The organism is Candidatus Binataceae bacterium, assembly GCA_035294265.1.
In the GTDB taxonomy this organism is placed as follows: domain Bacteria; phylum Desulfobacterota; class Binatia; order Binatales; family Binataceae; genus DATGLK01.
In genome coordinates this window covers 110819-132300 of record DATGLK010000095.1, presented here as the reverse complement: position 1 = coordinate 132300, position 21482 = coordinate 110819, and the positions used below count along the sequence as shown (strand labels likewise).

Annotated in this window: 18 protein-coding genes; 6 read left to right on the top strand and 12 right to left on the bottom strand. The window is 62.9% G+C overall.

What is annotated here, in order from left to right:
* A partial coding sequence (locus tag VKV28_15185) for a hypothetical protein (protein ID HLH78146.1) occupies window positions 1–646 on the top strand: 646 nt, incomplete at its 5' end.
* Here VKV28_15185 and VKV28_15180 read toward each other — a convergent pair.
* From VKV28_15180 to VKV28_15160, 5 genes are read right to left on the bottom strand one after another with little or no spacing between them, the layout of a single operon-like run.
* Window positions 569–1474 (bottom strand): cupin domain-containing protein, encoded by a 906-nt coding sequence (locus VKV28_15180; GenBank protein HLH78145.1) that lies wholly within the window; start codon window positions 1472–1474, stop codon window positions 569–571. The two genes, VKV28_15185 and VKV28_15180, sit on opposite strands and share 78 nt — an antisense overlap.
* A gap of 53 nt (window positions 1475–1527) precedes the next feature.
* A complete protein-coding gene (locus tag VKV28_15175) occupies window positions 1528–2448 on the bottom strand; it encodes a cupin domain-containing protein (GenBank protein ID HLH78144.1) in 921 nt (306 codons plus the stop codon).
* Between the two features lie 52 nt (window positions 2449–2500).
* Entirely contained in the window at window positions 2501–3412 is a 912-nt protein-coding gene (locus tag VKV28_15170) for a cupin domain-containing protein (protein ID HLH78143.1), read from the bottom strand.
* A 14-nt stretch (window positions 3413–3426) separates the two neighbouring features.
* Complete coding sequence (locus VKV28_15165; protein ID HLH78142.1) at window positions 3427–4341, bottom strand: fumarylacetoacetate hydrolase family protein; 915 nt, start codon at window positions 4339–4341, stop codon at window positions 3427–3429.
* A gap of 16 nt (window positions 4342–4357) precedes the next feature.
* Complete coding sequence (locus VKV28_15160; GenBank protein HLH78141.1) at window positions 4358–6007, bottom strand: FAD-dependent oxidoreductase; 1650 nt, start codon at window positions 6005–6007, stop codon at window positions 4358–4360.
* Between the two features lie 422 nt (window positions 6008–6429).
* On the opposite strand from VKV28_15160, the gene VKV28_15155 reads away from it, so the two are divergent.
* Window positions 6430–7500: a hypothetical protein gene (locus tag VKV28_15155; GenBank protein HLH78140.1), complete on the top strand. Its 1071-nt coding sequence runs from the start codon at window positions 6430–6432 to the stop codon at window positions 7498–7500.
* Window positions 7501–7663: 163 nt separating this feature from the next.
* On the opposite strand, the gene VKV28_15150 is transcribed toward VKV28_15155, so the two are convergent.
* From VKV28_15150 to VKV28_15135, 4 genes are all read right to left on the bottom strand, one after another.
* Entirely contained in the window at window positions 7664–8077 is a 414-nt protein-coding gene (locus VKV28_15150) for a hypothetical protein (GenBank protein ID HLH78139.1), read from the bottom strand.
* 418 nt (window positions 8078–8495) lie between these two features.
* Window positions 8496–9245 (bottom strand): hypothetical protein, encoded by a 750-nt coding sequence (locus VKV28_15145; GenBank protein ID HLH78138.1) that lies wholly within the window; start codon window positions 9243–9245, stop codon window positions 8496–8498.
* A gap of 549 nt (window positions 9246–9794) precedes the next feature.
* The gene (locus VKV28_15140) at window positions 9795–11564 is read right to left on the bottom strand and encodes a phosphoenolpyruvate carboxykinase (GTP) (GenBank protein HLH78137.1); all 1770 of its coding nucleotides are present in this window, start codon (window positions 11562–11564) and stop codon (window positions 9795–9797) included.
* Window positions 11565–11581: 17 nt separating this feature from the next.
* Complete coding sequence (locus VKV28_15135; GenBank protein ID HLH78136.1) at window positions 11582–12313, bottom strand: PTS sugar transporter subunit IIA; 732 nt, start codon at window positions 12311–12313, stop codon at window positions 11582–11584.
* A gap of 160 nt (window positions 12314–12473) precedes the next feature.
* Here VKV28_15135 and VKV28_15130 point away from each other — a divergent pair, with 160 nt between their 5' ends.
* The 3 genes from VKV28_15130 to VKV28_15120 are packed head-to-tail and all read left to right on the top strand — an operon-like array spanning window position 12474 to window position 15403.
* On the top strand, window positions 12474–13337 hold the full coding sequence (locus VKV28_15130; protein ID HLH78135.1) for a polysaccharide deacetylase family protein: 864 nt from the start codon (window positions 12474–12476) through the stop codon (window positions 13335–13337).
* Window positions 13338–13366: 29 nt separating this feature from the next.
* Window positions 13367–14227 carry a p-hydroxycinnamoyl CoA hydratase/lyase gene (locus VKV28_15125; protein ID HLH78134.1) on the top strand — a complete coding sequence of 287 codons (861 nt, stop codon included), beginning with the start codon at window positions 13367–13369 and terminating at the stop codon, window positions 14225–14227.
* 24 nt (window positions 14228–14251) lie between these two features.
* Window positions 14252–15403 carry an acyl-CoA dehydrogenase family protein gene (locus tag VKV28_15120; GenBank protein HLH78133.1) on the top strand — a complete coding sequence of 384 codons (1152 nt, stop codon included), beginning with the start codon at window positions 14252–14254 and terminating at the stop codon, window positions 15401–15403.
* A gap of 204 nt (window positions 15404–15607) precedes the next feature.
* Here the strand turns inward: VKV28_15120 and VKV28_15115 are convergent, their stop codons facing one another.
* The 3 genes from VKV28_15115 to VKV28_15105 all read right to left on the bottom strand — a co-directional run bounded on the left by VKV28_15115 (window position 15608) and on the right by VKV28_15105 (window position 19196).
* Window positions 15608–16750 carry a thiolase family protein gene (locus VKV28_15115; protein HLH78132.1) on the bottom strand — a complete coding sequence of 381 codons (1143 nt, stop codon included), beginning with the start codon at window positions 16748–16750 and terminating at the stop codon, window positions 15608–15610.
* A gap of 37 nt (window positions 16751–16787) precedes the next feature.
* On the bottom strand, window positions 16788–17987 hold the full coding sequence (locus VKV28_15110) for a CoA transferase (GenBank protein HLH78131.1): 1200 nt from the start codon (window positions 17985–17987) through the stop codon (window positions 16788–16790).
* 66 nt (window positions 17988–18053) lie between these two features.
* Window positions 18054–19196, bottom strand: coding sequence for a hypothetical protein (locus VKV28_15105; GenBank protein ID HLH78130.1), 1143 nt, complete (start codon window positions 19194–19196; stop codon window positions 18054–18056).
* Between the two features lie 294 nt (window positions 19197–19490).
* On the opposite strand from VKV28_15105, the gene VKV28_15100 reads away from it, so the two are divergent.
* Window positions 19491–21470, top strand: a complete 1980-nt coding sequence (locus tag VKV28_15100; protein ID HLH78129.1) for an ATP-dependent helicase — start codon at window positions 19491–19493, stop codon at window positions 21468–21470.
* Window positions 21471–21482: the final 12 nt, after the last annotated feature.

The following is a 21482-nucleotide window of genomic DNA, read 5'->3' as shown; positions in this document are numbered from 1 at the left end:
ACCCTCCCCCCGGGACAACGGCATCTCACCCGAAGGTTTCGTGGGACTGGCCGAATGGCACCTGGAGCGCATCACCATGAGTCGCGCGCGAACCCAGATCTTCGCCGCCGCTCAGCGCGCCGCGCGTGCCGACTTCTACCTGGAGGTAACCCGGCGGCCAATGTTCTATTTCTGGAAAGGATTTCTGCCCATTTTCTTGATGGTCGCGGTCACCATGGGCGTATTCTGGATCGACGAAGAGCAGTTCGACTGGCAGGCCAAGATCGTCGTCACGATGATGCTGTCACTGGTCGCCTTCTCGTTCGCAATCGGCAATTCGCTGCCGAGGGTCAGCTACCTGACCTTCTTCGACGGCGTCTTCCTGAGCAGTTTGGTGTTGGAGTTTCTGGTGATGGGAGAGCTGCTGGTGATCCGTACTATGATTCGCCGGGGTGCGCTGGAGCGGGCCGCGCGCGCGCACTATCTGGCCCGCTACATCTATCCGGCCGCCTACTTGGTGATGTTGAGTGCGGTGGTCGGTGGCTTTTTTCTAAGCGCTGCGCCCCCCGATGAACCCAAAATCCAGTACTCAATTGGGGCGAATCATCCCCAACCCGGTAAAGATTGGCTCGTCGGAAACCCGCAGCACGACTGTATCGTCGGCTAGCGCCTCAATTGTGTGGCCGTACTCGCAGGGCATCGCAACCACGTCGCCACGCTCGGCGCGCTCCTCCCAACCCTGGCTGGCAAAGCGGGCCTGGCCGCTGATAACCGAATAAACCGAGTCGATCGGTCCCTTGGCCATCTCCAGCATCCCGCCGCGGTCGTAACGAATCAGATGCAACCCGATGGTTGGCATCACGCCCTGGGCGATCTCGACCATCCCGCTCTGGCCGGGCTTGAACACGGTGGCGGGAGGAATACGAAAGGGTGAATTGGGCACCTTGCGGTCGCAATTTTCATAGCCCTTGGGGGAAGGCTCGAAGGCCATCGCGCCCATGCGCAACACAAAGGGTACGTCGAGAAAATCCAGCCAGTAGGCCCGCGCCGGGCTCTCGTTGGCATGACCATGCCAGCACATCCCGGGCGTGAGCAGTACGTCACCGGGCAGCATCGGAATCGCGTCGCCGTTGACGATGGTGTAAATCCCGGGCTCGGTGTCGATTACCAGACGCAGGGCGGCCGCAGTATGCCGATGGGTACGCGCCTTCTCGCCCGGTTTGACCATCTGGTAGGCGCTTATGATACTGCCGGTGGTGGGCGCCAAACCGCCCGAGATCGGGTTGGACAGAATCAGGTTGCGCCGCTCCGCCTCCTCGGTGCTGACCACGTCGGCGGCTTCGTCGATGGCGGCCTTGGCATCGCGGTAGCGCCAGATCCCGGGTTTGAACTGGTTGGCCAAAAACGCCATTCGGCGCTCGGGTTCGTGCCAGCCTGGAGCGATATTGAGCCGATCCAACCGCTGGTAAAATTGCTCTGCACTTGTACTTTCCACTGCCGCTTCCTCGCTGTGACCCGAAGTGTATCGCCCGCTATTCACAGACGGGCCTAATTCAACGCCGCCGAATGAAACAATCCCAAGCGCGCCAGCAAGGGCTCGTCGGAGACCCGCAGCACGGTGGTGTCCGCCTCCAGCGCTTCCATCCTATGGGCGTGGCGGGCCGGCACGCTGAGGATGTCGCCGGGCCCGATGGTCTCGTCCATCACGCCGTCGACGATGAAGCGGGCGCGCCCGCTCGTGGGCGAATAAAGATTGCCCACCACGCTGTTGGACAGCTCCATCCGCGCTCCCGCCTGATGGCGAATCAGATATAGGCCGATGGTCGGCATGATTCCCCGCGCAATCTCCACCACCCCGGAGGTGCGTTCGCGATTGAAGACCTTGGCCGGCGGAATGCGGTAAGGCGAGGCGGGATCGGCCCTGCGCACCGGCTCGATCGGCTCGGGATAGGGCTCGAAGGTCATGGCATGATTGGCGGCCACGAAGGGGACGTCGAGGAAATCGATCCAGTAGGCCGAGGCCTCGCTGTCGTTGGCGTGGCCGTGCCAGCAAAAGGCCGGGGTCAGCACCACGTCGCCGGGCAACATGTCCAGCCGCTCGCCGTTGACAATCGTATAGACGCCGGGCTTGGTATCGACCACCAGCCGCAAGGCAGCGGCGGCGTGGCGATGGCTGCGCGCCTTCTCGCCAGCCAGGACCATCTGATAGGCAGCGACGAAATTCTTGGCCGCCGGCAGAGTCACCCCGCTACTGCGATTGAGCAGCGCCAAGTTGCGTCGCTCGGCTTGCTCGGTACTGACCACCCGCGCCGCTTCGTCCAATGCCGGCCGGGCATCAGACCAGCGCCACAGCGCGGGCTTGAACTCGTGCATCGCCAAGCCGTTGTCGGGCCGGTCGCCGCGCCAGCCGGGATGCAGATGAAGGGTTTCGACCCGCCGATAAAAGTCGCTAGCTGCATTTGCATCCATGACAGTTCTCCTGGCGAGCGCTTATCCCCCGCAGAGGACTGGCGCGCGCGGTTTAAGCCTCTTGGCGCAGCAAACCCGTCAGCGCCATCAGCGGCTGATCCGAAACCCGTAACATCACCGTATCCTGCTCGGCTTCCCAGCGATGGCGGTACCAGCAAGGCACCGCGATGATATCACCGCAGGCGAGGCTTTTGTCCAGCGCGCCTTCGACCACTATCCGGACCCGGCCGCTGACCACTCCATAGATGGCGTTGGCGGTACTGCGGCCTTCATCCGAATGGCCGCCGGCGGGCTGGCGGATAAGCTGTAGGCCGATGGTCGGCATCACCCCGGGGGCAACATCCACCCGCGCCGGCCCGACGCCCGCGCCCAGCGCCTGAGCCGAGGGGATGCGGAAAGGCGAGGCCGGATCCTGGCGCGCGATCCGCTCATAGCCATCGGGATGCGGCGCGAAGAACATCGCCTCCAAATGCTGCACCAGGGGCACATCGAGAAAATCGATCCAGTAGGCCTCGGCCGCGCTCTCGTTGCCGTGACCGTGCCAGCAAAAGGGCGGAGTGAGGACCACGTCGCCGGGCGCCATGTCGATCCGCACCCCGTCAACCACGGTGTAGGCGCCCGGCTGCGCTTCCATCACCAGGCGTAGCGCGGCAGCCGAATGGCGATGGCTACGCGCCTTCTCGCCCGGCTTGACCATTTGATAGGCGCACACCAGGTTGCGGCTGGTGGCGTAGTAGTTACCCTCGATCGGATTGACCAGGATCAGGTTACGCCGCTCGGCCTGCTCGGTGGTAACAAAACCGCCGGCGGCGGACAAAGCTGCGCGGGCCTGGCTGAAGCGCCATACCGTGGGCTTGAACTTGGGCTGGGGCACCGGCCACATCGCGGGCTGGCGACGGGCCCAGCCTGGCTCATAGCAGCTAGCCGCCAACTCGGCGTAATAGGCTTTGTCCCCGGTTTCCATGGGCCGATTATCCCTCAGGCTGACTTGGCTTTGCCACCCTCGAAGGCCATATTGCTGCCGCCCTTACCCGCCACCACTGGCAGTGTCATCGAGCCGACACCATGGATGGTGATGGTCAGTTCGTCGCCGGCTTTGAGCGGCCCCACGCCCTCGGGCGTGCCGATTGCGATTATATCACCGGGATAGAGCGTGGTGACTGAGGCAGCCATTGAAATCATGTTGGGAACGTTGACGATCAAATCGCGCGTGTTGGCCTTTTGGCGCCGCTCCCCGCTTACCCACAACTCCAAGTCCAGGTTGTCGGGATCAGCCACTTCGTCGGCGGTTACGATGTAGGGGCCGATCGGGGTAAAGCTGTCGTAGGATTTGCGCATTACCCGCTCCTGCGGGCCACGCACGGTCACGTCGACCAGGCAGGCATAGCCAAAGATATGGCTTTTCGCTTCCGCCAATGGGATGTGGCGGCCGCCTTTGCCGATGAAAATCGCCATCTCGCATTCATGATGGATCTGCTTGCCTGGCAACTCCGGCAAAACAATCGGATCGGCCGGACCGCTTATCGACGAGGCTGCTTTCAAAAAGAAGCCCAAGGTATTGGCGGCGCCACTGGAGACCGCTTGCGGCCCCTGGGTAGCGGCGATGAAAACTTTCATCTCTTCGCCGTGACGCGCGTAGTTGGCCGGATAGGCGATGAGCTTGTTGGGCCATACCACCGGTGATTCCAGCCGCACCGAAGCAAGGGGGACGCCCTTGCGCTCCTTAACCGCCTGCTGGATACGCGGTTTGAGTTCGTCGAACTGGGCGATAAGCTTGATCATACTGACCGGAGGCCAGAATTCCGGCGGCACCGGCAGAAGATCGGAAATATCGACGAGCTGCTGATCGTTGACCACGCCCACCCGATTGCCATTGAAACGAGCCAATTTCATGCGCTTTCCTCCAAGCTCAAGCCGCGGCTGCACCGGCTGGCACACGCATCCCGCGGATGACGTCTAACACTCTTCCGGGATCCTCGGGTTCCTGATCGTCTCGCCAGGCCACATGACCGTCGGGCCGCACCAGCACCAGCCGCCGCTCGTAGGCTTCCCACACCGCGGTGGTGGACAAGGCGACGCGGGTCAGCGGAATTCCGCGCGCGGCGGCGGCGCGCATCAGGCCCTCGCCGGTAGGTGGGTCGGCGCCCAGGCAAAGCAGTACCAAGCTTTGCCCGAACAGGTCCAGCGTGGAGCGCCCCGGCTCCAGCCAAACGTGGGGGGCGCGTGAGCCGGGCCGCGCGGTTTGGACATAAACGTTGGGATCGTCAATGGGGGCGGGAGTAGCGTCGGGCCAAATAATGGGCGACGGATCATAGCGATATCCCAACTGGATGCCCAACGTAAACCATTCCCGGCGCATCATCTGAGTGAACCATTGACCGTAACTGCGCCGCGCCGCATCGCCCGCCGGACCGGGTTCGAAGACCGCGGGCGGGGGCAAATTTTCGCGCGAGGCAAGCATCCGGGACAGGTTGTTGCTGGCTTCGGCCACGTTGCGCAAACCGACCGGGCGGCGTTCCATCTCGTAGGAGGCAAGCAGACCGGGACCACCCCAACCCGCCAAACAAGCCGCCAGTTTCCAGCTCAAGTCCACCGCGTCGCCAATGCCGGTATTCATACCGAAGCCGCCCGTGGGCGACATCATGTGGGCGGCATCGCCGGCGATGAATACCCGCCCGCGCGCGTAGCTGTCGGCCACCAGTTCGCGTCGCACCCACGGCACGACCGAGAGGATTTCGTAGGGAAAATCGCGTCCCACCGCGCGCCGGATCAGAGCACGAATGTCGGCTTCGTCGTGGGTGACCTTCTGGGGACTGCCGACGATCGACATGCGCCAGCGATCGCGTCCGTTGATCGCCACGATCGTCAACCAGGTCCCTTCGGGGCCGATAAAGATGAAGCGATAACCTTTGCCCTTGTCGTGCAACGCGGGCAGGTCGGCGGTGCGAAAAATCACGTTGGTGGTATAGGTCAGCACCGGGTTGCCGCTCATCGTGATGCCCAGCAGCTCGCGGGTCGTACTGGAACCGCCGTCGCAACCCACCACGTAGGCGGCCGCGAGAGTCATAAGCTTGCCCGTGCCGGCCTCGCGCACCGTGGCCAGGACGCCAGCTTCGCCCTGTTCCAAGGAGATAAGTTCGGTGTTGTAGCGCAGATCAACCAGCGGCGTGCGGCTGGCAAAGCGGCGCAAGATGGGATCGAACATGTCCTGGGGGCAGCGCTCGCGCTTTTGCGGGCTTTGGCTCGGACAGGGTTCCTGGCCGGGAGCTGGAAACGGTTCGCGCCCCAGCTCATAACCATTCAATCCGGTCAGATAGACGCAATCCTGGGGATAGTCGCGCGGATAGGGTGATTCCTCGACCCATTTCACGATCCCCCAGCGGCGGCAGAACTCCATCGTGCGCACGCCCACCAGATCCATCTTGGGCTGGAAGATCGTGCCATCGCCCTTTTCGATCAAAGTGCAGGCCACACCGCGCCACCCCAAGTCGCCGGCTAGCGCCAGCCCGACCGGGCCGCCGCCCACGATCAGCACCGGGGTGTAAGCGCTTATCGACATGCAGCTCTACCCAGTTCCGTCCGACATAACCGCTGGCGCGAATGCGAGCACCTGTCGCTTAGGCGCTGCGCGGCATACGCCAGCAAATCCCAACCCAGTGAAAGCGGTTTTTCGGCTTGTGTCAAACCCGCAAAGTCGTGGCGTTGCCCCAATTGACGTTCGAAATCGTAAATTAACGGCTGAGCCTTTCTAAAGCAAAAGACCGTAATGCTATCGCGCCATCTCAGGAAGCTGATCCAAACCGGTCAGCAACTAGCCACTCCCGGCACCCCAAATCGAATACACGGCCAATTACCGCGACAGGCTGGGCCACCGCAAGGTTGCGCGCCCGCCCCACGAAGTGCGATGCTTTAGTTTATCACTTGGCCTCGGCCACCAACTTTCGCCCTCCAGTACCGCGGATCGATTAGGGAGGTGCGCAAATGAGCATCAGCCGACAGGATGCGATAAACGACGCTTTGGAGCGGCTATCCGACCTGGGCTTCGTCATGGAGCCCTTCTTCTCCGAGCATGGCCCAATGGTGGCCGAAGCCCTGAGTGCGCTTGGACAGAACGACGCCGTCGCCGGCTGGGTGAACCACTACCGAGGCGAAAGGCGCCACCTGCCGATGCCGCCCGCGCGCGAACCGATCGATGGCACCAAACCGGAAAAGTGGCGCGCGGCGTTGGGAGTCTATGGCCGCTCGACCGACTGGCTGAACTACTTCCATCGCGAATTCGAGGATAGACCCTGGCGCGAGGTCACTGCGCGTTGGCTTCCGGTGCTGCTGCCAGGCTACATCGGCGGCCTGACCCACGGTCTGATTCGCACCGCCCACGCACTGCGCTCCTTTCCCGAGGATGGCTCGCCAACCACGTTGCAACTCGATGAATTGGCGCGCGGCATGGCCTATTGGGCCGCTAGCTTCCGGCAAATCGCGGGCGACGTCTCCCAACACGGCGACCTGGCGCTCGACCGCGCGCTGCAGGAGCTGCCCCGGCTGGAACCGCGGATGCGCAGCCGGCAGATGACCGAGGCGGCAGGCGCGGCCATGTTCACCGAGCTGCCCGGCTTTGCTTCGGCGATCCAGTCTCTGGCCATGAGCGGCGACGTGGGCGAGGCGATAAGCGCCCATACCGCGACCTTCGCGCGGGTTCTGCTGGCGCATTCCGAGATGCATCCAGTACCGCTGATCCATACCATCACGGCGCCCGCGGTGACGCGCGATCTGCTGCCCTACATTCCCCCGGATGCTTGCCCAAACCTGTATCGATGGCTGTGGCAAGGCAGCGCCGCGGTGCTGGCGCTGTTCGCCACCGCGCTTCCGCGCGAAACCCAACCGAACCTCAGCCCACCCCGCCTGGAGTTGGAAGAACTGATCGGGCGCGCGGTAGAAAGTGGTGATGCGCACACGATCAAGCTGACCGCGGCCTGTCTACGCGAAGATCGAATTCACCCCGACCCGGTTTACCGGGCGGTGCTCGAAGCGGTCATCGAACGTACCGGCGCGTAAGTCCGGCCCCGTCGGCCAGCGAACCACTCACGGCAGATAATGGTACGAATCGCCGAACAGCTCATATACCGCCGTAAGAGCCACCTATAGTAGGCCCAAACCTCAGGCGCACCACGGACGGGAGAAGCAGTTAGCTCCCGGGAACAACGAAATCTGGGCGAGGTTATTGCGCACCGATTTCCGGCGCCGGCGGGTGGAAGCAATTGACCCCCAGGTTGTTTATCACCGCCCAGCTCTCACCTCCGATAAAGCCCATCAGCCAAAGTTTGCGCCACGTGCGAGGCAGCACTTCGGCCACTGCCATCACGACCGCGGTATTGAACGCCAGCCCTAAAGCATAATCGGTTGTGCTAGGATATTTGGTACCCCACACCCCGGTTACCAGCGGGTCGCCCTCCGAACAGCCAGCGGCGGTATTGCGGGTGGAAGTGATTCCGTCGCCTATGCTGAGGGCAGCGAAGGCCAGCGCTTCGCCTGTCTCAAGCTTGTCCCAGGATGGAAAGAAATGGCGCTGGTCCAGGTTTAGCGCGCAGCCCGAGACCACTAGAGCGAGCACTCCCAGCGCGACCAAACGCATCGACCGTACCCCCTTGCGCCGGCGACCATGACTGGCCGGTCCTGCTCAGAGGTAGCGAGTTTCCGCGGCGCTCAACGACCGAAGCTGTCGTACGCCTGCGCTCGAACTGTCACGAAGTGGGAACGCTCGCGGGGTCAGGTGGTTACGCCCCATCAGTGCGGGAAGGGCTTTTACTTGCCCTTTGCGCGCCTGGGTGTATATAGAACGTTCGCTCGACCCTCGCCTTCATCAAAGCGTCAGCGCGATGGGACCATCGAAAATACACTGAAGACAACTTGGTCGGGGGGAAGCCATTGCACGGCGGGCGCGCGGCGGCTGCACCCTCACCCGCGCGTCACGCTGGTTGCCTAAAACCACAAACGGCACGCCGCGATCGCCACCGCCCTGCGTGCGAGTTATTTTCGAATCAAGCTTAGGATCAACCTACCATCAATTGCTGACGGACTGTGAAAAGGTCAATTTCTAGATCCAATCCCTGGACCGGGGGGCGGGCGTAAAACCAGGTGATTCCAGCTCGTCCCGCCTTACCCATGCTGGGCAGCAGAAGGGTGGGCAGCAAGGGATGGATATCGGCGGTGGTGTACAGATTGATGCTGGTGACGGTACCCCAATTCATTTCCAACTCGCTCAGCCGTTTCTCTAAAACTTCCAGCACGCACTGGGCCTTAAGTCGCATCCCGGCGGGCGAGACGTCGCCCGCCGCCACGATCTGGCGACCGGCGGCCGAGCGCGCCTGCACCTCGGGCGTGCCGGAAACCACAAAGGTTGGAGCGGCGTGGCTGGCCGGCACGGTATAAAAGAACCCTGCCAGACAAGGGCGTTCGGGCGGATCGACCTCCAGTGCAACGTTGGTGCGAGCTACCGGATTGGCCCCTTCCACCTCCAATCCCCAGGCGCGCAACCCTTCGATGTAGGGCCGATTGAACTCGTCAAAGCCCTGCGAGGTAAGCGGCTTGGGAAGACGTAGATGGACCCCGCACAGCGCCGTGCGCGGGCGCGAGGCTGCCTGCAGACACTGATCTACCAGCGCGAAACCTGGGTCCAGCGGGGTCAGTTCACGCATTCGGGCATGAATAATCTCGAAGCCGGGATCCGCGATCACCGCGGAGGAAAACGGCGCGATCCCCGGCACGAAGCGGTAGTTACCACGTGGATTGCTGATCAGCATAGCAGCGATCACCTTCGCGAAAGCTTAACCGCTTCTTTTGCATTCGCTAACGCGGATTTCAAGCCATCACTCGATCATCGAAGGTAGATATAGCGATTGGTGGCCCGGTCCACCGGACTTATCTCTGGCAACTCGTAGGTAGCCGATCCCCCAGCCAGAATTTCGCCGCCACCCCCTCCGTCTGCGCCCCGATACTCAAACTAATCTCGATCATGATCATGGCATGGAATCGGAGCGGTGGTTTGAAGATTTTTGCGCGCCTCACAACGCAAGCTTTCGTCGCACAGCCCTGCGGGGTGAACGGAGGGGGAATGTACGCTGGCACAAACCGCCTGGTCGGCCGCCATAGCGGGGCAGCGGGCGCGATGAAAGCTAGATGGGCAGCCATTTTTTCGGATGGCGGCGTTGGTGACCCGCGACGGCAACCTGGTGTTGGCCAAGGCAATCGCGCCTGCGAGCACCGCGTCCTCGGCGAGGACGTCTTGGAATTTGTCGAGGTGAGATGAGGTCTGCCGCGCGCCCTACGCGCGCGGCAGAGCGGATAAAGAATCAAGCCCGGTAGGCCTTGGCCAACGCCTGTTGGCGGGCCTTAATCTCGGCAGGCAAAGTGGGACCGAGTTTGGCAAAAAACTCGGCCTGCGATTTGGCCTCCACGCTCCATTCGCTGGCGTCCAGTGCCATCGCCGCGGCCAACCGCTGCGAAGTCAGCTCCAAGCCCTGCAAATTGATGTCACCCGGATGCGGTAGCACTCCCACCGCGGTCTCCTGCGCCCCGAGCTTGCCGTTGACGCGCTGGATCATCCAGTCCAGGACGCGCAGATTCTCGCCGTAGCCGGGCCAGAGAAAAGCGCCCTCGCGGTCGCGGCGAAACCAATTGACCATAAAGATCTTGGGCGGCTGACTCAGGCGTTTGCCGATCGACAACCAATGCTGGAAATAGTCGCAGATGTTGTAGCCGCAAAATGGCAGCATCGCCATCGGATCGCGCCGCACCACGCCCACCTTGCCGGTGGCCGCGGCGGTGGTCTCCGAACCCATCGTGGCGCCCAGATAGACCCCGTGGCTCCAATCGAAGGCCTCGGTCACCAAAGGAATAGTGGTGGCGCGCCGGCCACCGAAGATGATCGCCGAGATCGGCACTCCCTGGCCATCGTTGACGTGCGGCGAAAGCACCGGGTTGTTGTTCATCGGGGTGGTGAAGCGGCTATTGGGATGAGCCGCCGGATAGCCGGCCTCGGGGGTCCAGGGTCGGCCTTGCCAATCGATCATTCCCGCGCTGGGCGCCGCGCCGCAGCCTTCCCACCATACGTCGCCCTGAGCGGTAAGCGCGACGTTGGTAAAAATGGTATCGTGCTCCACCGAGCGCATCGCATTGGGATTGGTCTGAGCATTGGTTCCCGGCGCAACTCCGAAGTAACCGAACTCCGGATTGACCGCCCACAGCCGACCATCGGCGCCAATGCGCAGCCAGGCAATGTCGTCGCCCACCGTAAACACCTTCCAGCCCGGCATCGAGGCCGGCGGCGTCAGCATCGCCAGGTTGGTTTTGCCGCAGGCGCTGGGGAAGGCGGCCGCAACATAGGTGGTTTGGCCGGCGGGGTTCTGCAAGCCCACGATCAGCATATGCTCGGCCAACCAACCTTCCTCGCGCGCCAGCCAGCTTGCGATGCGCAGGGACAAACATTTTTTGCTAAGCAGGGCATTGCCGCCGTATCCACTGCCCACCGACCATACTGCGTCGTCTTGGGGAAAATGGCAGATCAGGCGGCGCTCGGGGTTGAGATCCAGGGTGCAATGCAGGCCACGATGGAAGCCGCCGTCCTTCATCGCCTCCATCGCGACTTTGCCCATCCGGGTCATGATCCGCATGTTGAGCACGACATAAATGCTGTCAGTCAGCTCGACACCCACCCGTGAGAAAGGCGAGCCCAGCGGTCCCATCACATAGGGCACTACGTACAGGGTGCGCCCGCGCATCGAATCCTTAAGCCACCCCGCCAATTTCCGATAAGTGTCCGCCGGCGCCGACCAGTTGTTGGTGGGACCAGCCTGCTCGCGAGTGGGCGTGCAAATGAAGGTGGCATCCTCGGTGCGCGCTACGTCATTAGGATTGGAGCGATGCAAGAAGCATCCGGGACGCAGCTTTTCATTGAGCCGCAGCAGGATACCCTCGCGCAGTGCTTGCGCGGTCAGCCGGGCGGCCTCCTGTTCACTGCCGTCGCACCAGACGACCGCATCGGGCCGAGTCAGCCGCGCGACTTCTTCCACCCACGCGTTGAGCGAAGTACCAGGAATGGCCGCAGCCGGAATATCACTCATAATAATGAGACTCCAATTTAAGCATGCGCTGGAAATAGGGTCCGTTCCGCTTGGCAAAGGGACTCAAAGATCGCCTCCCGGGTGGGCGCTTCGTTGAGCGCCCGTACCGCTTCCTCGCGCGCCAGCATCTGTGCCAGCTTGGCTAGCCAGGGAATGTATAACTCGTCAAATTTCAAGCCAAGGGCGAAGAATAAGCGGGTCGGCCTGCCGTCCAGGGCATCGAAATCGATTCCTTGCGGCGCACGCCCCAAGATCATGAAAGGGCGCACCACCTGCTCGGGATGGCGATAGAGACTGTGCAGGAAGGCGACTCCGTTGCCGATCGCACTGGGCAGGATGTTCTCGCGCTCGATCAAGGCCCCCGCAAACCAGTTGCGATCGCGCACCAATCCCAGCTCCTGAGCGCGCGCTGCCAGCTCTTCGATCACGCCAAACTTGGTGCGCGCCTTAAGCTGAGCGATTATCTGCTCGGGCTGAAAACAACTGGCCAGATCAAGCATCCGCCGCGGCACGGGGGCGTCGGAGCGCAACTCGACTTGGCGCGGCGCCACCCCCAGCATCTGGTCATCCAGCCAAGCATCCAGCATGACCTTGCGAAAGCGCCACTGGTTGCCGATCTTGACTCCCGGCAAGCTACCCTCGCCCACCAACTTCAACACCGTCCGCTCGTTGAGGCTCAGGTAGGCGGCCACTTGGCGCACCGTCATCAAGCGGTCGCCGGTGGCCAAAGCTGTCGTGCTAGCAGTCATGCTCTTACCTGTCTAAAGTACCCTCGATTACCGATTCTTACAATAAAGTACTCAGCTTGCGTGCGGCAGCCAAGTTTTTACCCCCCGCCAGTCTGGACAAAGATGGGCGCCTCCATCAGGTTAGGGAATTGCGTCCCACCGAAGGCAGGAGGATGACCTGATGCACCATCAGCGTTACGAATACTCCCCCATCTTCAAGCGCGCTCCGTTGCATTGGCCCAACCAGGCACGGCTGGCGGTGTGGGTAATTTCGAACATCGAGTATCACGAATTCGACGGCACCGGCGTGGGCATCAGTCCGCAGCGCGCGCTGCCCGACATCCCCAACTACGCCTGGCGCGATTATTCGCTGCGCGTGGGCGTGTGGCGCTTCATGGACATGATGGACCGGCTGGGGCTGCGCGCCACGGTCGCGCTCAATGCCAAGGTCTGCGAGTACTGTCCCGAGGTGATCGAGGAAGGGCGCCGGCGCCAGTGGGAGTTCATGGGACATGGGCTAACCAACTCGCAACTGCTGGTGGGGATGGAACCGGCTCAAGAAGCGGAGCTGATCGCCACCACCGTGAGCACGATTGCCAAGGCCAGCGGCCAGACGCCAAGAGGCTGGTTGTGTCCGGGGCTGGCCGAGACCCCCAATACGCCCGATCTGCTGGCAGCTAACGGGATTAGCTATGTCTGCGATTGGTGCAATGACGACCAGCCCTATCCGATGCGGGTCAAGAGCGGGCGCCTAATTTCGGTCCCCTATACCCTGGAACTCAACGACATCGGCTTCTTCCTGGGACGCGGCGGCACACCCGAAGATTTTCGCGACGCAATCTGCAGCCAATTCGATGTGCTATACGACGAGGGCGCGCACAGTGGGCGGGTGATGGCAATCGCGCTGCATCCCTTCATCACCGGCATCCCCTACCGTCACAAGCGGCTGGAGGAGGCGCTCGCCTACATTACGCGCCGGCGCGACGTGTGGCTGACCACCGGCGGCGAAATTGCCGACTGGTATTATAAAAACTACTATAAGTAGGCTCGCGATCGCGGGCCGGGAGTAGCGTCGTGGCGCAGCAAGACACATCCGATCCCAGCCAGGCCATACCCGGCGGCAACACAGTTCTGGTGGAGTTCGAGGAGCGCGTGGCCTGGGTCAAGATGAATCGGCCTGCCAAACGCAACGCGATCAATCCTACCCTGTCGGCCGAGATGCTCGCGGTGCTCGACGCGCTGGAGGCCGATCCGCGCTGCGGGGTGCTGATCCTAACCGGCATCGGCGAGGCTTACAGCGCCGGCATGGATCTGCAGGAATTCTTTCGCGCCACGGATGGGCTCCCGGCCGAGGAGCGCGTGCGTTATACCCGCGCCTCGGCGCAATGGCAATGGCGGCGGTTGAGCTACTTCATGAAGCCGACCATAGCGATGGTCAACGGTTGGTGCTTTGGCGGTGCCTTCAACAACCTGATCGCCTGCGATCTGGCAATCGCCGCCGAGGATGCCAAGTTCGGCCTGTCCGAGATCAACTGGGGGATTATTCCCGCCGGCAACGTGCTCAAGTCAGTAATGAGCGTGATGGGCCAGCGCGACGCCCTGTACTACACCATGACCGGCGAGACCTTTGACGGGGTCAAGGCCGCCGCAATGGGGTTGGTCAACGAGGCCGTCCCGGCAAGCCGCCTGCGCCAGCGCACACTGGAATTGGCTAAGGTCCTGTTGAGCAAAAATCCCACCGCCCTGCGCACTGCCAAACACGCCTGCCGGCGGGTGCGCGATTTGTCCTGGGATGACGCCGAAGACTACCTGAGCGCCAAGCTGGATCAGTCGCGCTTCCTGGACCCCGAGCGCGGTCGCGAGCAGGGTCTCAAGCAGTTTCTGGACGATAAGACCTACCGACCCGGCTTGCGCGGCTACGAGCGCAAGAGTTAGCCGCGCCTGCCGACAGAGCGTGCTATGGATTTTGATTTCACCCAGGAACAACGCCTGCTGCGCGACAGCGTGCGTAAGCTGCTGGAGCGCCACGCCCCGCCAGAATATATCCGCCGGCTCGACCGCGACCAGGCCTATCCCAACGAACTCTACGCGGCTTGGGTCGAAGCCGGCTTGTTGCGTCTGCCCTTTCCCGAGGAATACGGCGGCCTGGGCGGCAACGCGCTCGACATGGTGATCGTCTCCGAAGAACTGGCGCACGCCAGCGCCGACCTGGCGATGGCTTACGGCGGCAGCGTGTTTTGCGGACTCAACCTGGTACGCAAGGCCAGTCCTGAGCAGCGACATCGATGGCTGCCCAAGCTGTTGGCGGGCGAGATCAAGATGTCAATCTCGATGTCCGAGGCCGACGCCGGCTCCGATGTGGGAGCGCTGCGCACGCAGGCGGTGCGCCAGGGGCAGGATTGGGTGATAAACGGCCGCAAGCTGTGGTCCACCGGCGCCGGCGCTCCCAACAACGTGATCAATGTGTACGCCCGCACCGATCCCGCCGCCCATTATCGCAACGGCCTCTCTCTGTTCCTGGTCGATAACGACAGCCCCGGGCTGAAGCTGCGCAAGCTTGACATGCTGGGACGGCGCTGCGTGGGCACCTACGAAGTCGAGTTCGACGACGTGCGGGTGGGCGCCGATCGCCTGGTGGGCGGCGAGAACAAGGGCTGGGAGTGCATGCTTTCGGGCCTGCAAATAGAGCGCGTCACATCAGCGGCAGGATGCTGCGGGGCGGCCCAGGCGATCGTCGATCTGGCGCTGCAATACGCCAAGGAACGGCGCCAATTCGGCCGCCCGATCGGCACCTTCCAGGCCATCGCCCACATGCTGGCCGACATGCAGACCGAAGTCGAAGCCGCACGCAGCCTGATGTGGCGCGCGGCCTGGATGGTGGCGCGGGGACACGACGCGCTGCGCGAAATTTCAATGGCCAAGCTGCTCAGTTCGGAGACCTACGCCAAGGTCGCTAACCTGGGGATGCAGATAATGGGAGCCAACGGCTACAGTATGGAGTTCGACATGCAGCGCATGTTTCGCGACTCGCGCGCCGCCACCATCGCGGCGGGCAGCTCGCAGATGCAGCGCAATCTGATTGCCAACCTAATGGGCATCAAGGTCCAGTAGGCACGGGCCTAAGTAAGCGCAGATTATCCCCGGCAGATTTCGCCCAAGCTCCCGAAAATCCGCCAGTTTGAACATCCGTTCGGCCCCGCAACAGGCTACGCAACCTATCAGCAACGCGTCATGAATTATCGCGCCCACCCTGCTTGTCTTATGGCGACAAAGGAAGCGCCGCGGACGGCGCTAGCGAGTAGAGTCGGGCAGATGTCAGGAAAATTGCTCGACTACGGTGGCGATGCCCTGGCCCATCCCGATGCACATCGTGGCCAGCCCCAGCCGCGCCCCGCGCCGGCGCATCTCGTGCACCAGCGTCACCATCAAGCGAGCGCCCGAGGCGCCCAGCGGATGGCCCAAGGCGATCGCGCCCCCGTTGACGTTGAGCCGCTCTTCGGCAATCCCAAGGTCGGTGTTGCAGGCTAGCACCTGGGCCGCGAAAGCCTCGTTGATTTCCACTAAGTCGCAGTCGTCAATTTTGATTCCCGCTCGCTGCAGCGCCTTGTGGCTGGCCGGCACCGGCCCCCAGCCCATCAACTCGGGTCGCACTCCGGCCACGGCAGTGGCGCGGATGGTTGCCATTGGTGACAACCCCAGGGCGCGGGCGCGCCGGGCGCTCATCAGGAGCAGGGCCGCGGCACCGTCGCTGATTTGCGAGGAGCTGCCCGCCGTCACTTGGCCGTCGGGCTTGAAGGCGGGGGCGAGCGCGGCCAGCTTTTCCAGGCTGGTATCTGCGCGAGGTCCTTGATCGATCTCGGCTCGCGCCGCACCGGGCAGTTCGACCGCGACGATCTCTTCGCGGAAACGCTCGCGCGCAGCCACCGCCCGTTGATGGGAACGCAGGGAAAAGGCATCGGCAGCGGCGCGCTCGATATGATACTGGGCGGCCAGCCGTTCCGCGGTCAGCCCCATCGAGAACATGTCCTGAGGAAAGCGCTCCAGCAAGCGCATGTTGGGACTCAGCCCAGCGCCCATCGGCACGCGCGTCATATGCTCGACGCCGCCGGCGATTGCGCACTCGCCGGCGCCGCTCATGATCGCCAGGGCGGCAAAATTGAGCGCCTGCAAACCGGAGCCGCATTGGCGATCCACGGTGGTCCCGGCTACCGCGACCGGCAACTCGGCCAACAGCGCGCTCATCCGGCCCAAGTCGAAGCCCTGTTCTCCCGACTGATTAGCGCATCCCCACACCACGTCTTCGATTTCGGCCGGGTCCAGGCGTGGATTGCGTCCCAACAGCGCGCGGATACACGCCGCGCTCAAGTCGTCGGCGCGTAGCGCCGCGTAGTAGCTGCGATCTTTACCGGCGCGTGCAAGCGGCGTCCGTATCCCATCGACGATCACTACCTCGTTCATGGGCTGCCTCCTTGCCGCCTAAAACGGCGCCGCTGGATTAGATAATTTTGCGCGCCCGCAACAGCTCCAGCCGCCCCGCGTCGTATCCCAGCAATTCGTGCAACACGTGATCGGTATGCTCGCCCAACCCCGGAGCACGGGTATTGGGCGAAGCGGTATCGCCCACGGTTTTGAGCGGCGAGCCCGGCACCAGCAGACCGGGGTAAGTGGGATGATCCGCGTGCAGGACCATTCGCCGTTCCTGCAGATGGGGATTGGCCGCGACTTCGGCCACGGTGGCCACCGGCGCGCTGGGAATCTTGGCCTGCGCCAACAGCGTCAGCCAATGAGCACGCGGCTGAGGACGAAACCACTCGTTGAGAATCTCCGCTAGCACCTTGTGATTACGCGTACGCGCGCCATTGTCGATAAAGCGCGGATCCTGCGCCAGATTAGGCAACCCAATGGTGGCGCAGAGTTGGCGCCAGAGCTGATCGTTGCCCGCCGCGATGACGAAATAGCCATCGGCGGCGGAAAATTCCTGAAACGGCGTAATCGAGGGATGGCGGCTGCCGATCGGCCCCGGAACTTCGCCGGTCGCTGAATAAATCCCCAGCGCGGTCTCCAGAAACGCCACTTGACAGTCGAGCATCGCAATATCCAGGTGGCGGCCGCGGCCGGTCTGATCGCGCACCCGTAACGCGCCCAGAATACCTATCACACCGTAGAGCGCCGCCACCATGTCGCCGATCGAAATTCCGCAGCGCAAGGGCGCCCCGCCTTCCGGACCAGTCAGGCTCATCGTGCCACCCAGCGCCTGCGCCACGATATCGTAAGCGGGCGCGGTTGAGAGCGGTCCGGATTGGCCGAAGCCCGAAATCGAGCACAGGATGATTCCGGCGTTGGCACGCTCCAACTCCGTGTAACCCACCCCGAAGCGCTCCATCGTACCGGGCGAAAAATTCTCTACGACCACGTCGGCTCGCGCCGCCAAAGCGAGCAGGATTTCCACCCCCTCGGGCTGGCGCAGGTCCAGGGTAATGCCGAGCTTGCCGCGATTGATGGAGTAATAGTAGGCGGAATCGTGGGAGTGAGGAATTTGGGGTGGAAAGCGGCGAGCATCATCGCCACTTACGGGCAGCTCGATCTTGATTACTTCGGCACCCAAATCGGCCAAATGCATGGCGCAAAAAGGGCCAGCCAACACCCGCGACAAATCGAGCACGCGGATTCCCGAAAGCGGTTTATGTCCCAACATTTGCTCTGTCTTTTGTGGGCGCGGTTTGCGCCCCTTTTTGACTATATGGGCGGCCCGGGCGCCGAATCAACGGCGCGGATTGGCGCGCGCGCGCATCGCTTCAGCCGGTGTCATTATAAGACGTGGTTCCTGCGCCGCTTCCTCCTGCTGGTCGGTCAGGGCGGCGCCCAGCGCGTGACGAACCAATTTCAGAAAGAAGGCATCTTGTGAATGCGATCGTTCGCGTAGCCGAGCGGCCGCGCTGGCCAAAATCGAAGCGCTGGCCTGCTCGCCGCGCCGTGCCCGCCGATAGGCGAGGTTCTCGAGCCGCCGCAGCAGGCGGCGATGGGGCTCGCCTTCACCGAGCGAGGCCAGCGCGCCGGCTACGACCACTTCGATGCGTTCCTGCTGCTGAAAACGGTTGAGCACAAGCGGGCTCTGGCGGATTTCCTCAACCTCGGCCACGAACGGACTCATCGCTTCCTTGGTCAGTAACAAGCCCACCAGCTCGGGGTGCTGCTCCAATAGCTGCGGAGCCGGCGCCTGAGCGAGCGTGGCCGCGAACTCGCGGTAAATCGGGTGCTCGAACTGTGCCGGCGGCGCCGCCTCAATCAGCTCCGCGCGCAGGACCAGATAATTGCCCACTTCGCGGCGCTTATCCTCGGGGGTACGGCGATAGGCCTCGGCCAAAATGAAATCGGCCAAGCTCCAGTCCGCCTCGACCATCGGTTCGGGCATCGCGCCGTTGAGCTTGGCTAGTTGCGCCCGCATCTCGCGCCGTGATTCATGCTCGGCGCGAATCAGGGTTAAGCCCACGCTTTCCGAAACCGCGCCCCACATGCAGGCCATCCCACCGGTGGCGCGCCCCTTAGCCATCCAGACCAGTTGCTCGCCCTGAGGATCGATTTGAGAGATCCACGCGCTGCACTCGCCCGCAATGGCGCCGGCCACCGGCTGCTGCGGAGCCTTGTCAACCGCTACTCCCTTTTGCCGCAGGCGGAAGAGCGCCCGGCGAATCTCGCGCCGTTGCGCGCCGGCCGTCGACGCCTCCATCTCAAACAACAACTCGGCAGCCTCGGGCTGCGCGATTGCTCCAGCCGCGTCGGCCAGCTCGGCAATCGGGCTCTGGCCGGCATTCCACAGCTCACGTAGCCGTGCCAGCGCGGCGCGCGGCTCAGCCGGCAGATCCAGCTCCGTTCGGCTTTGTGCGGCGCCCGGATGTTTAGCCATCGCAATGCTCCGTAAGCGCGCACGTTAAATTCAAGCAATCCAACGAGTCAAGCTGTCCCGCTGACAGCGCCAGAGCTCACGTTCATCAGCAATTCTTAGATGGCCGCCCTGCGCACCCAGCGCTGTTGGTCACGGGCGCACCCCGGTTGAGGAAACCGCGGTCGCGTCGATCGCGCGCAGGCGGCCCCACTCGGTAGCTGGAGCTTAAGCGTCATTGGGAAACCTCGGGGCTATTTCAATTGGCGAAGCAGCCTGTCGGAGCGCGCGCCCGCGCATGCTACAATTCCGTCCGTCTTGAGCGATAACGTAATTGTTTTGCGCCCCTCGCCCGCGCCCAACGCGGCGAGCAAATATGCCGAAGTGCTCAATCCGGCGCAACTGGCCGCCGCGATGCATCGTGAGGGGCCGTTGCTGGTGGTGGCGGGGGCCGGATCGGGCAAGACTCGCACGCTGATCTATCGCCTCGCTCATCTGATCGAAAGCGGCGTGCCCGCAGGCGCGATTCTGTTGTTGACCTTCACTCGGCGTGCGGCGCAGGAGATGCTGCGGCGGGCCGAGCTGCTGGTGGGCCAGAGCGCACGCGCCGTTGCCGGTGGCACCTTTCATTCCTTCGCCAACCTGACCCTGCGCCGCCACGGCGGCGCGCTGGGGCTCAACTCCAACTTCACCATCCTGGACCGCGGCGACATGGAAGACGTCATAAACCTGCTGCGCACCCGGATGGGGCTGGCGGCGCGCGAGCGGCGCTTCCCCAAAAAAAGCGCGCTTGCCGAAATCATCAGCATGGCGCGCAACAAGGCGCGCGAGCTACGCGAAGAAGTCGAGGCGGACTACCCCTTTCTAATCGATCAGCTCGACGAGATCACGGCGCTCGCGCAAGCCTACGATCGCTACAAGCGCGAGCGCGGTCTGCTGGATTACGACGACCTGCTCTATCGCCTGGCCGAGCTGCTGGAGCACCATCCCGAACGCCAGCAGCAGCTTTCGCGCGCCTGTCGCTACATAATGGTGGACGAGTACCAGGACACCAATCCGATTCAGGCCCGGCTGGTACGTTTGCTGGCGGCCAGCCACGACAACGTGATGGCGGTGGGCGACGACGCGCAGTCGATCTATTCCTTCCGCGGCGCCAACTTTCGCAACATCATGGATTTCCCCAAGCTTTTTCCCGGCACTCGCATCATCAAACTCGAAGAAAATTATCGCTCTCTGCATGGCATCCTCGATTTGGCCAACGAATTGATCGCGGGCGCCAGCGAAAAATACACCAAGGCCCTGTTCAGTCGCCGCCCCGGCGAGTTGCGCCCACTGCTAGTGCGGGCCGAGGACGAACATCTGCAATCGCGCTTTGTCGCCCAGCGTATCCTCGAATTGCGCGAACAGGGAATCAGCCTAAATGAAATCGCGGTGTTATTTCGTTCCAGTTTCCACGCCTTCGATCTGGAATTGGAGCTAGCGCGCCTGGATATCCCGTTCATCAAGCGGGGCGGCTTCAAATTCGTGGAAACCGCCCACATCAAGGACGCCTTGGCCCATCTGCGGGTAGCGGTCAATGGGGCCGATGCCGCTTCCTGGCTGCGGGTTTTGCTCTTAATCAAGGGGATCGGCCCGCGTACGGCCGAAGCGATGGTCGATCGGTTGGCTGGCGCGGCCCAACCCGAAGCGGTTTTAATGGAGCAGGCGGCGCGGGCGCGCGCCAACGGCAGCGCATTGCGCGCGCTGGCCGAGTTGCTGGGCTCCTTGCGCGCACCCGCCACCCCGCCCGCGCAACTGGCGCTGGTACTCGAATACTACCTACCCTTGATGCGCGACGCCCATCCCGACGACTACCCCAAGCGTGAGCGCGACCTGGAACATTTCTGCGCCATCGCCCAGCGCTATCGCTCGCTGCAAAGCCTGCTTGCCGACATGGCGCTGGAGCCGCCCAGCGATTCGATTGGCGACGTGCTGGCACCCGAAGCCGGAGTTGACGAGTATGTCACGCTGAGCACTATCCATTCCGCCAAAGGGTTGGAATGGCAGGTGGTGTTCATCATCTGGGCCGCCGACGGCCGCTTCCCCGCCTTACGCAGCACCGAGGACGTGCCATCGCTGGAAGAAGAACGCCGGCTGATGTACGTGGCCAGCACACGGGCGCGCGACGAGCTTTACATCAGCTATCCGGTACAGATGTTCGACCGCGCGCAAGGCTACGTGTCCGGCCAGGTCTCGCGCTTCTTGCAGGACTTGAAGCCCGAAATCTTGCCCGTAGCACGACTGGAAGAGGAATTCTGAACCCCCACTCGG

Coding starts and splice junctions, on each gene's coding strand:
- VKV28_15140 (HLH78137.1), bottom strand. CDS start 11,564: ATGAGTGATATTCCGGCTGCGGCCATTCCTGGTACTTCGCTCAACGCG.
- VKV28_15165 (HLH78142.1), bottom strand. CDS start 4,341: ATGAAATTGGCTCGTTTCAATGGCAATCGGGTGGGCGTGGTCAACGAT.
- VKV28_15150 (HLH78139.1), bottom strand. CDS start 8,077: ATGCGTTTGGTCGCGCTGGGAGTGCTCGCTCTAGTGGTCTCGGGCTGC.
- VKV28_15170 (HLH78143.1), bottom strand. CDS start 3,412: ATGGAAACCGGGGACAAAGCCTATTACGCCGAGTTGGCGGCTAGCTGC.
- VKV28_15115 (HLH78132.1), bottom strand. CDS start 16,750: ATGAACGAGGTAGTGATCGTCGATGGGATACGGACGCCGCTTGCACGC.
- VKV28_15120 (HLH78133.1), top strand. CDS start 14,252: ATGGATTTTGATTTCACCCAGGAACAACGCCTGCTGCGCGACAGCGTG.
- VKV28_15145 (HLH78138.1), bottom strand. CDS start 9,245: ATGCTGATCAGCAATCCACGTGGTAACTACCGCTTCGTGCCGGGGATC.
- VKV28_15110 (HLH78131.1), bottom strand. CDS start 17,987: ATGTTGGGACATAAACCGCTTTCGGGAATCCGCGTGCTCGATTTGTCG.
- VKV28_15135 (HLH78136.1), bottom strand. CDS start 12,313: ATGACTGCTAGCACGACAGCTTTGGCCACCGGCGACCGCTTGATGACG.
- VKV28_15130 (HLH78135.1), top strand. CDS start 12,474: ATGCACCATCAGCGTTACGAATACTCCCCCATCTTCAAGCGCGCTCCG.
- VKV28_15155 (HLH78140.1), top strand. CDS start 6,430: ATGAGCATCAGCCGACAGGATGCGATAAACGACGCTTTGGAGCGGCTA.
- VKV28_15160 (HLH78141.1), bottom strand. CDS start 6,007: ATGTCGATAAGCGCTTACACCCCGGTGCTGATCGTGGGCGGCGGCCCG.
- VKV28_15175 (HLH78144.1), bottom strand. CDS start 2,448: ATGGATGCAAATGCAGCTAGCGACTTTTATCGGCGGGTCGAAACCCTT.
- VKV28_15105 (HLH78130.1), bottom strand. CDS start 19,196: ATGGCTAAACATCCGGGCGCCGCACAAAGCCGAACGGAGCTGGATCTG.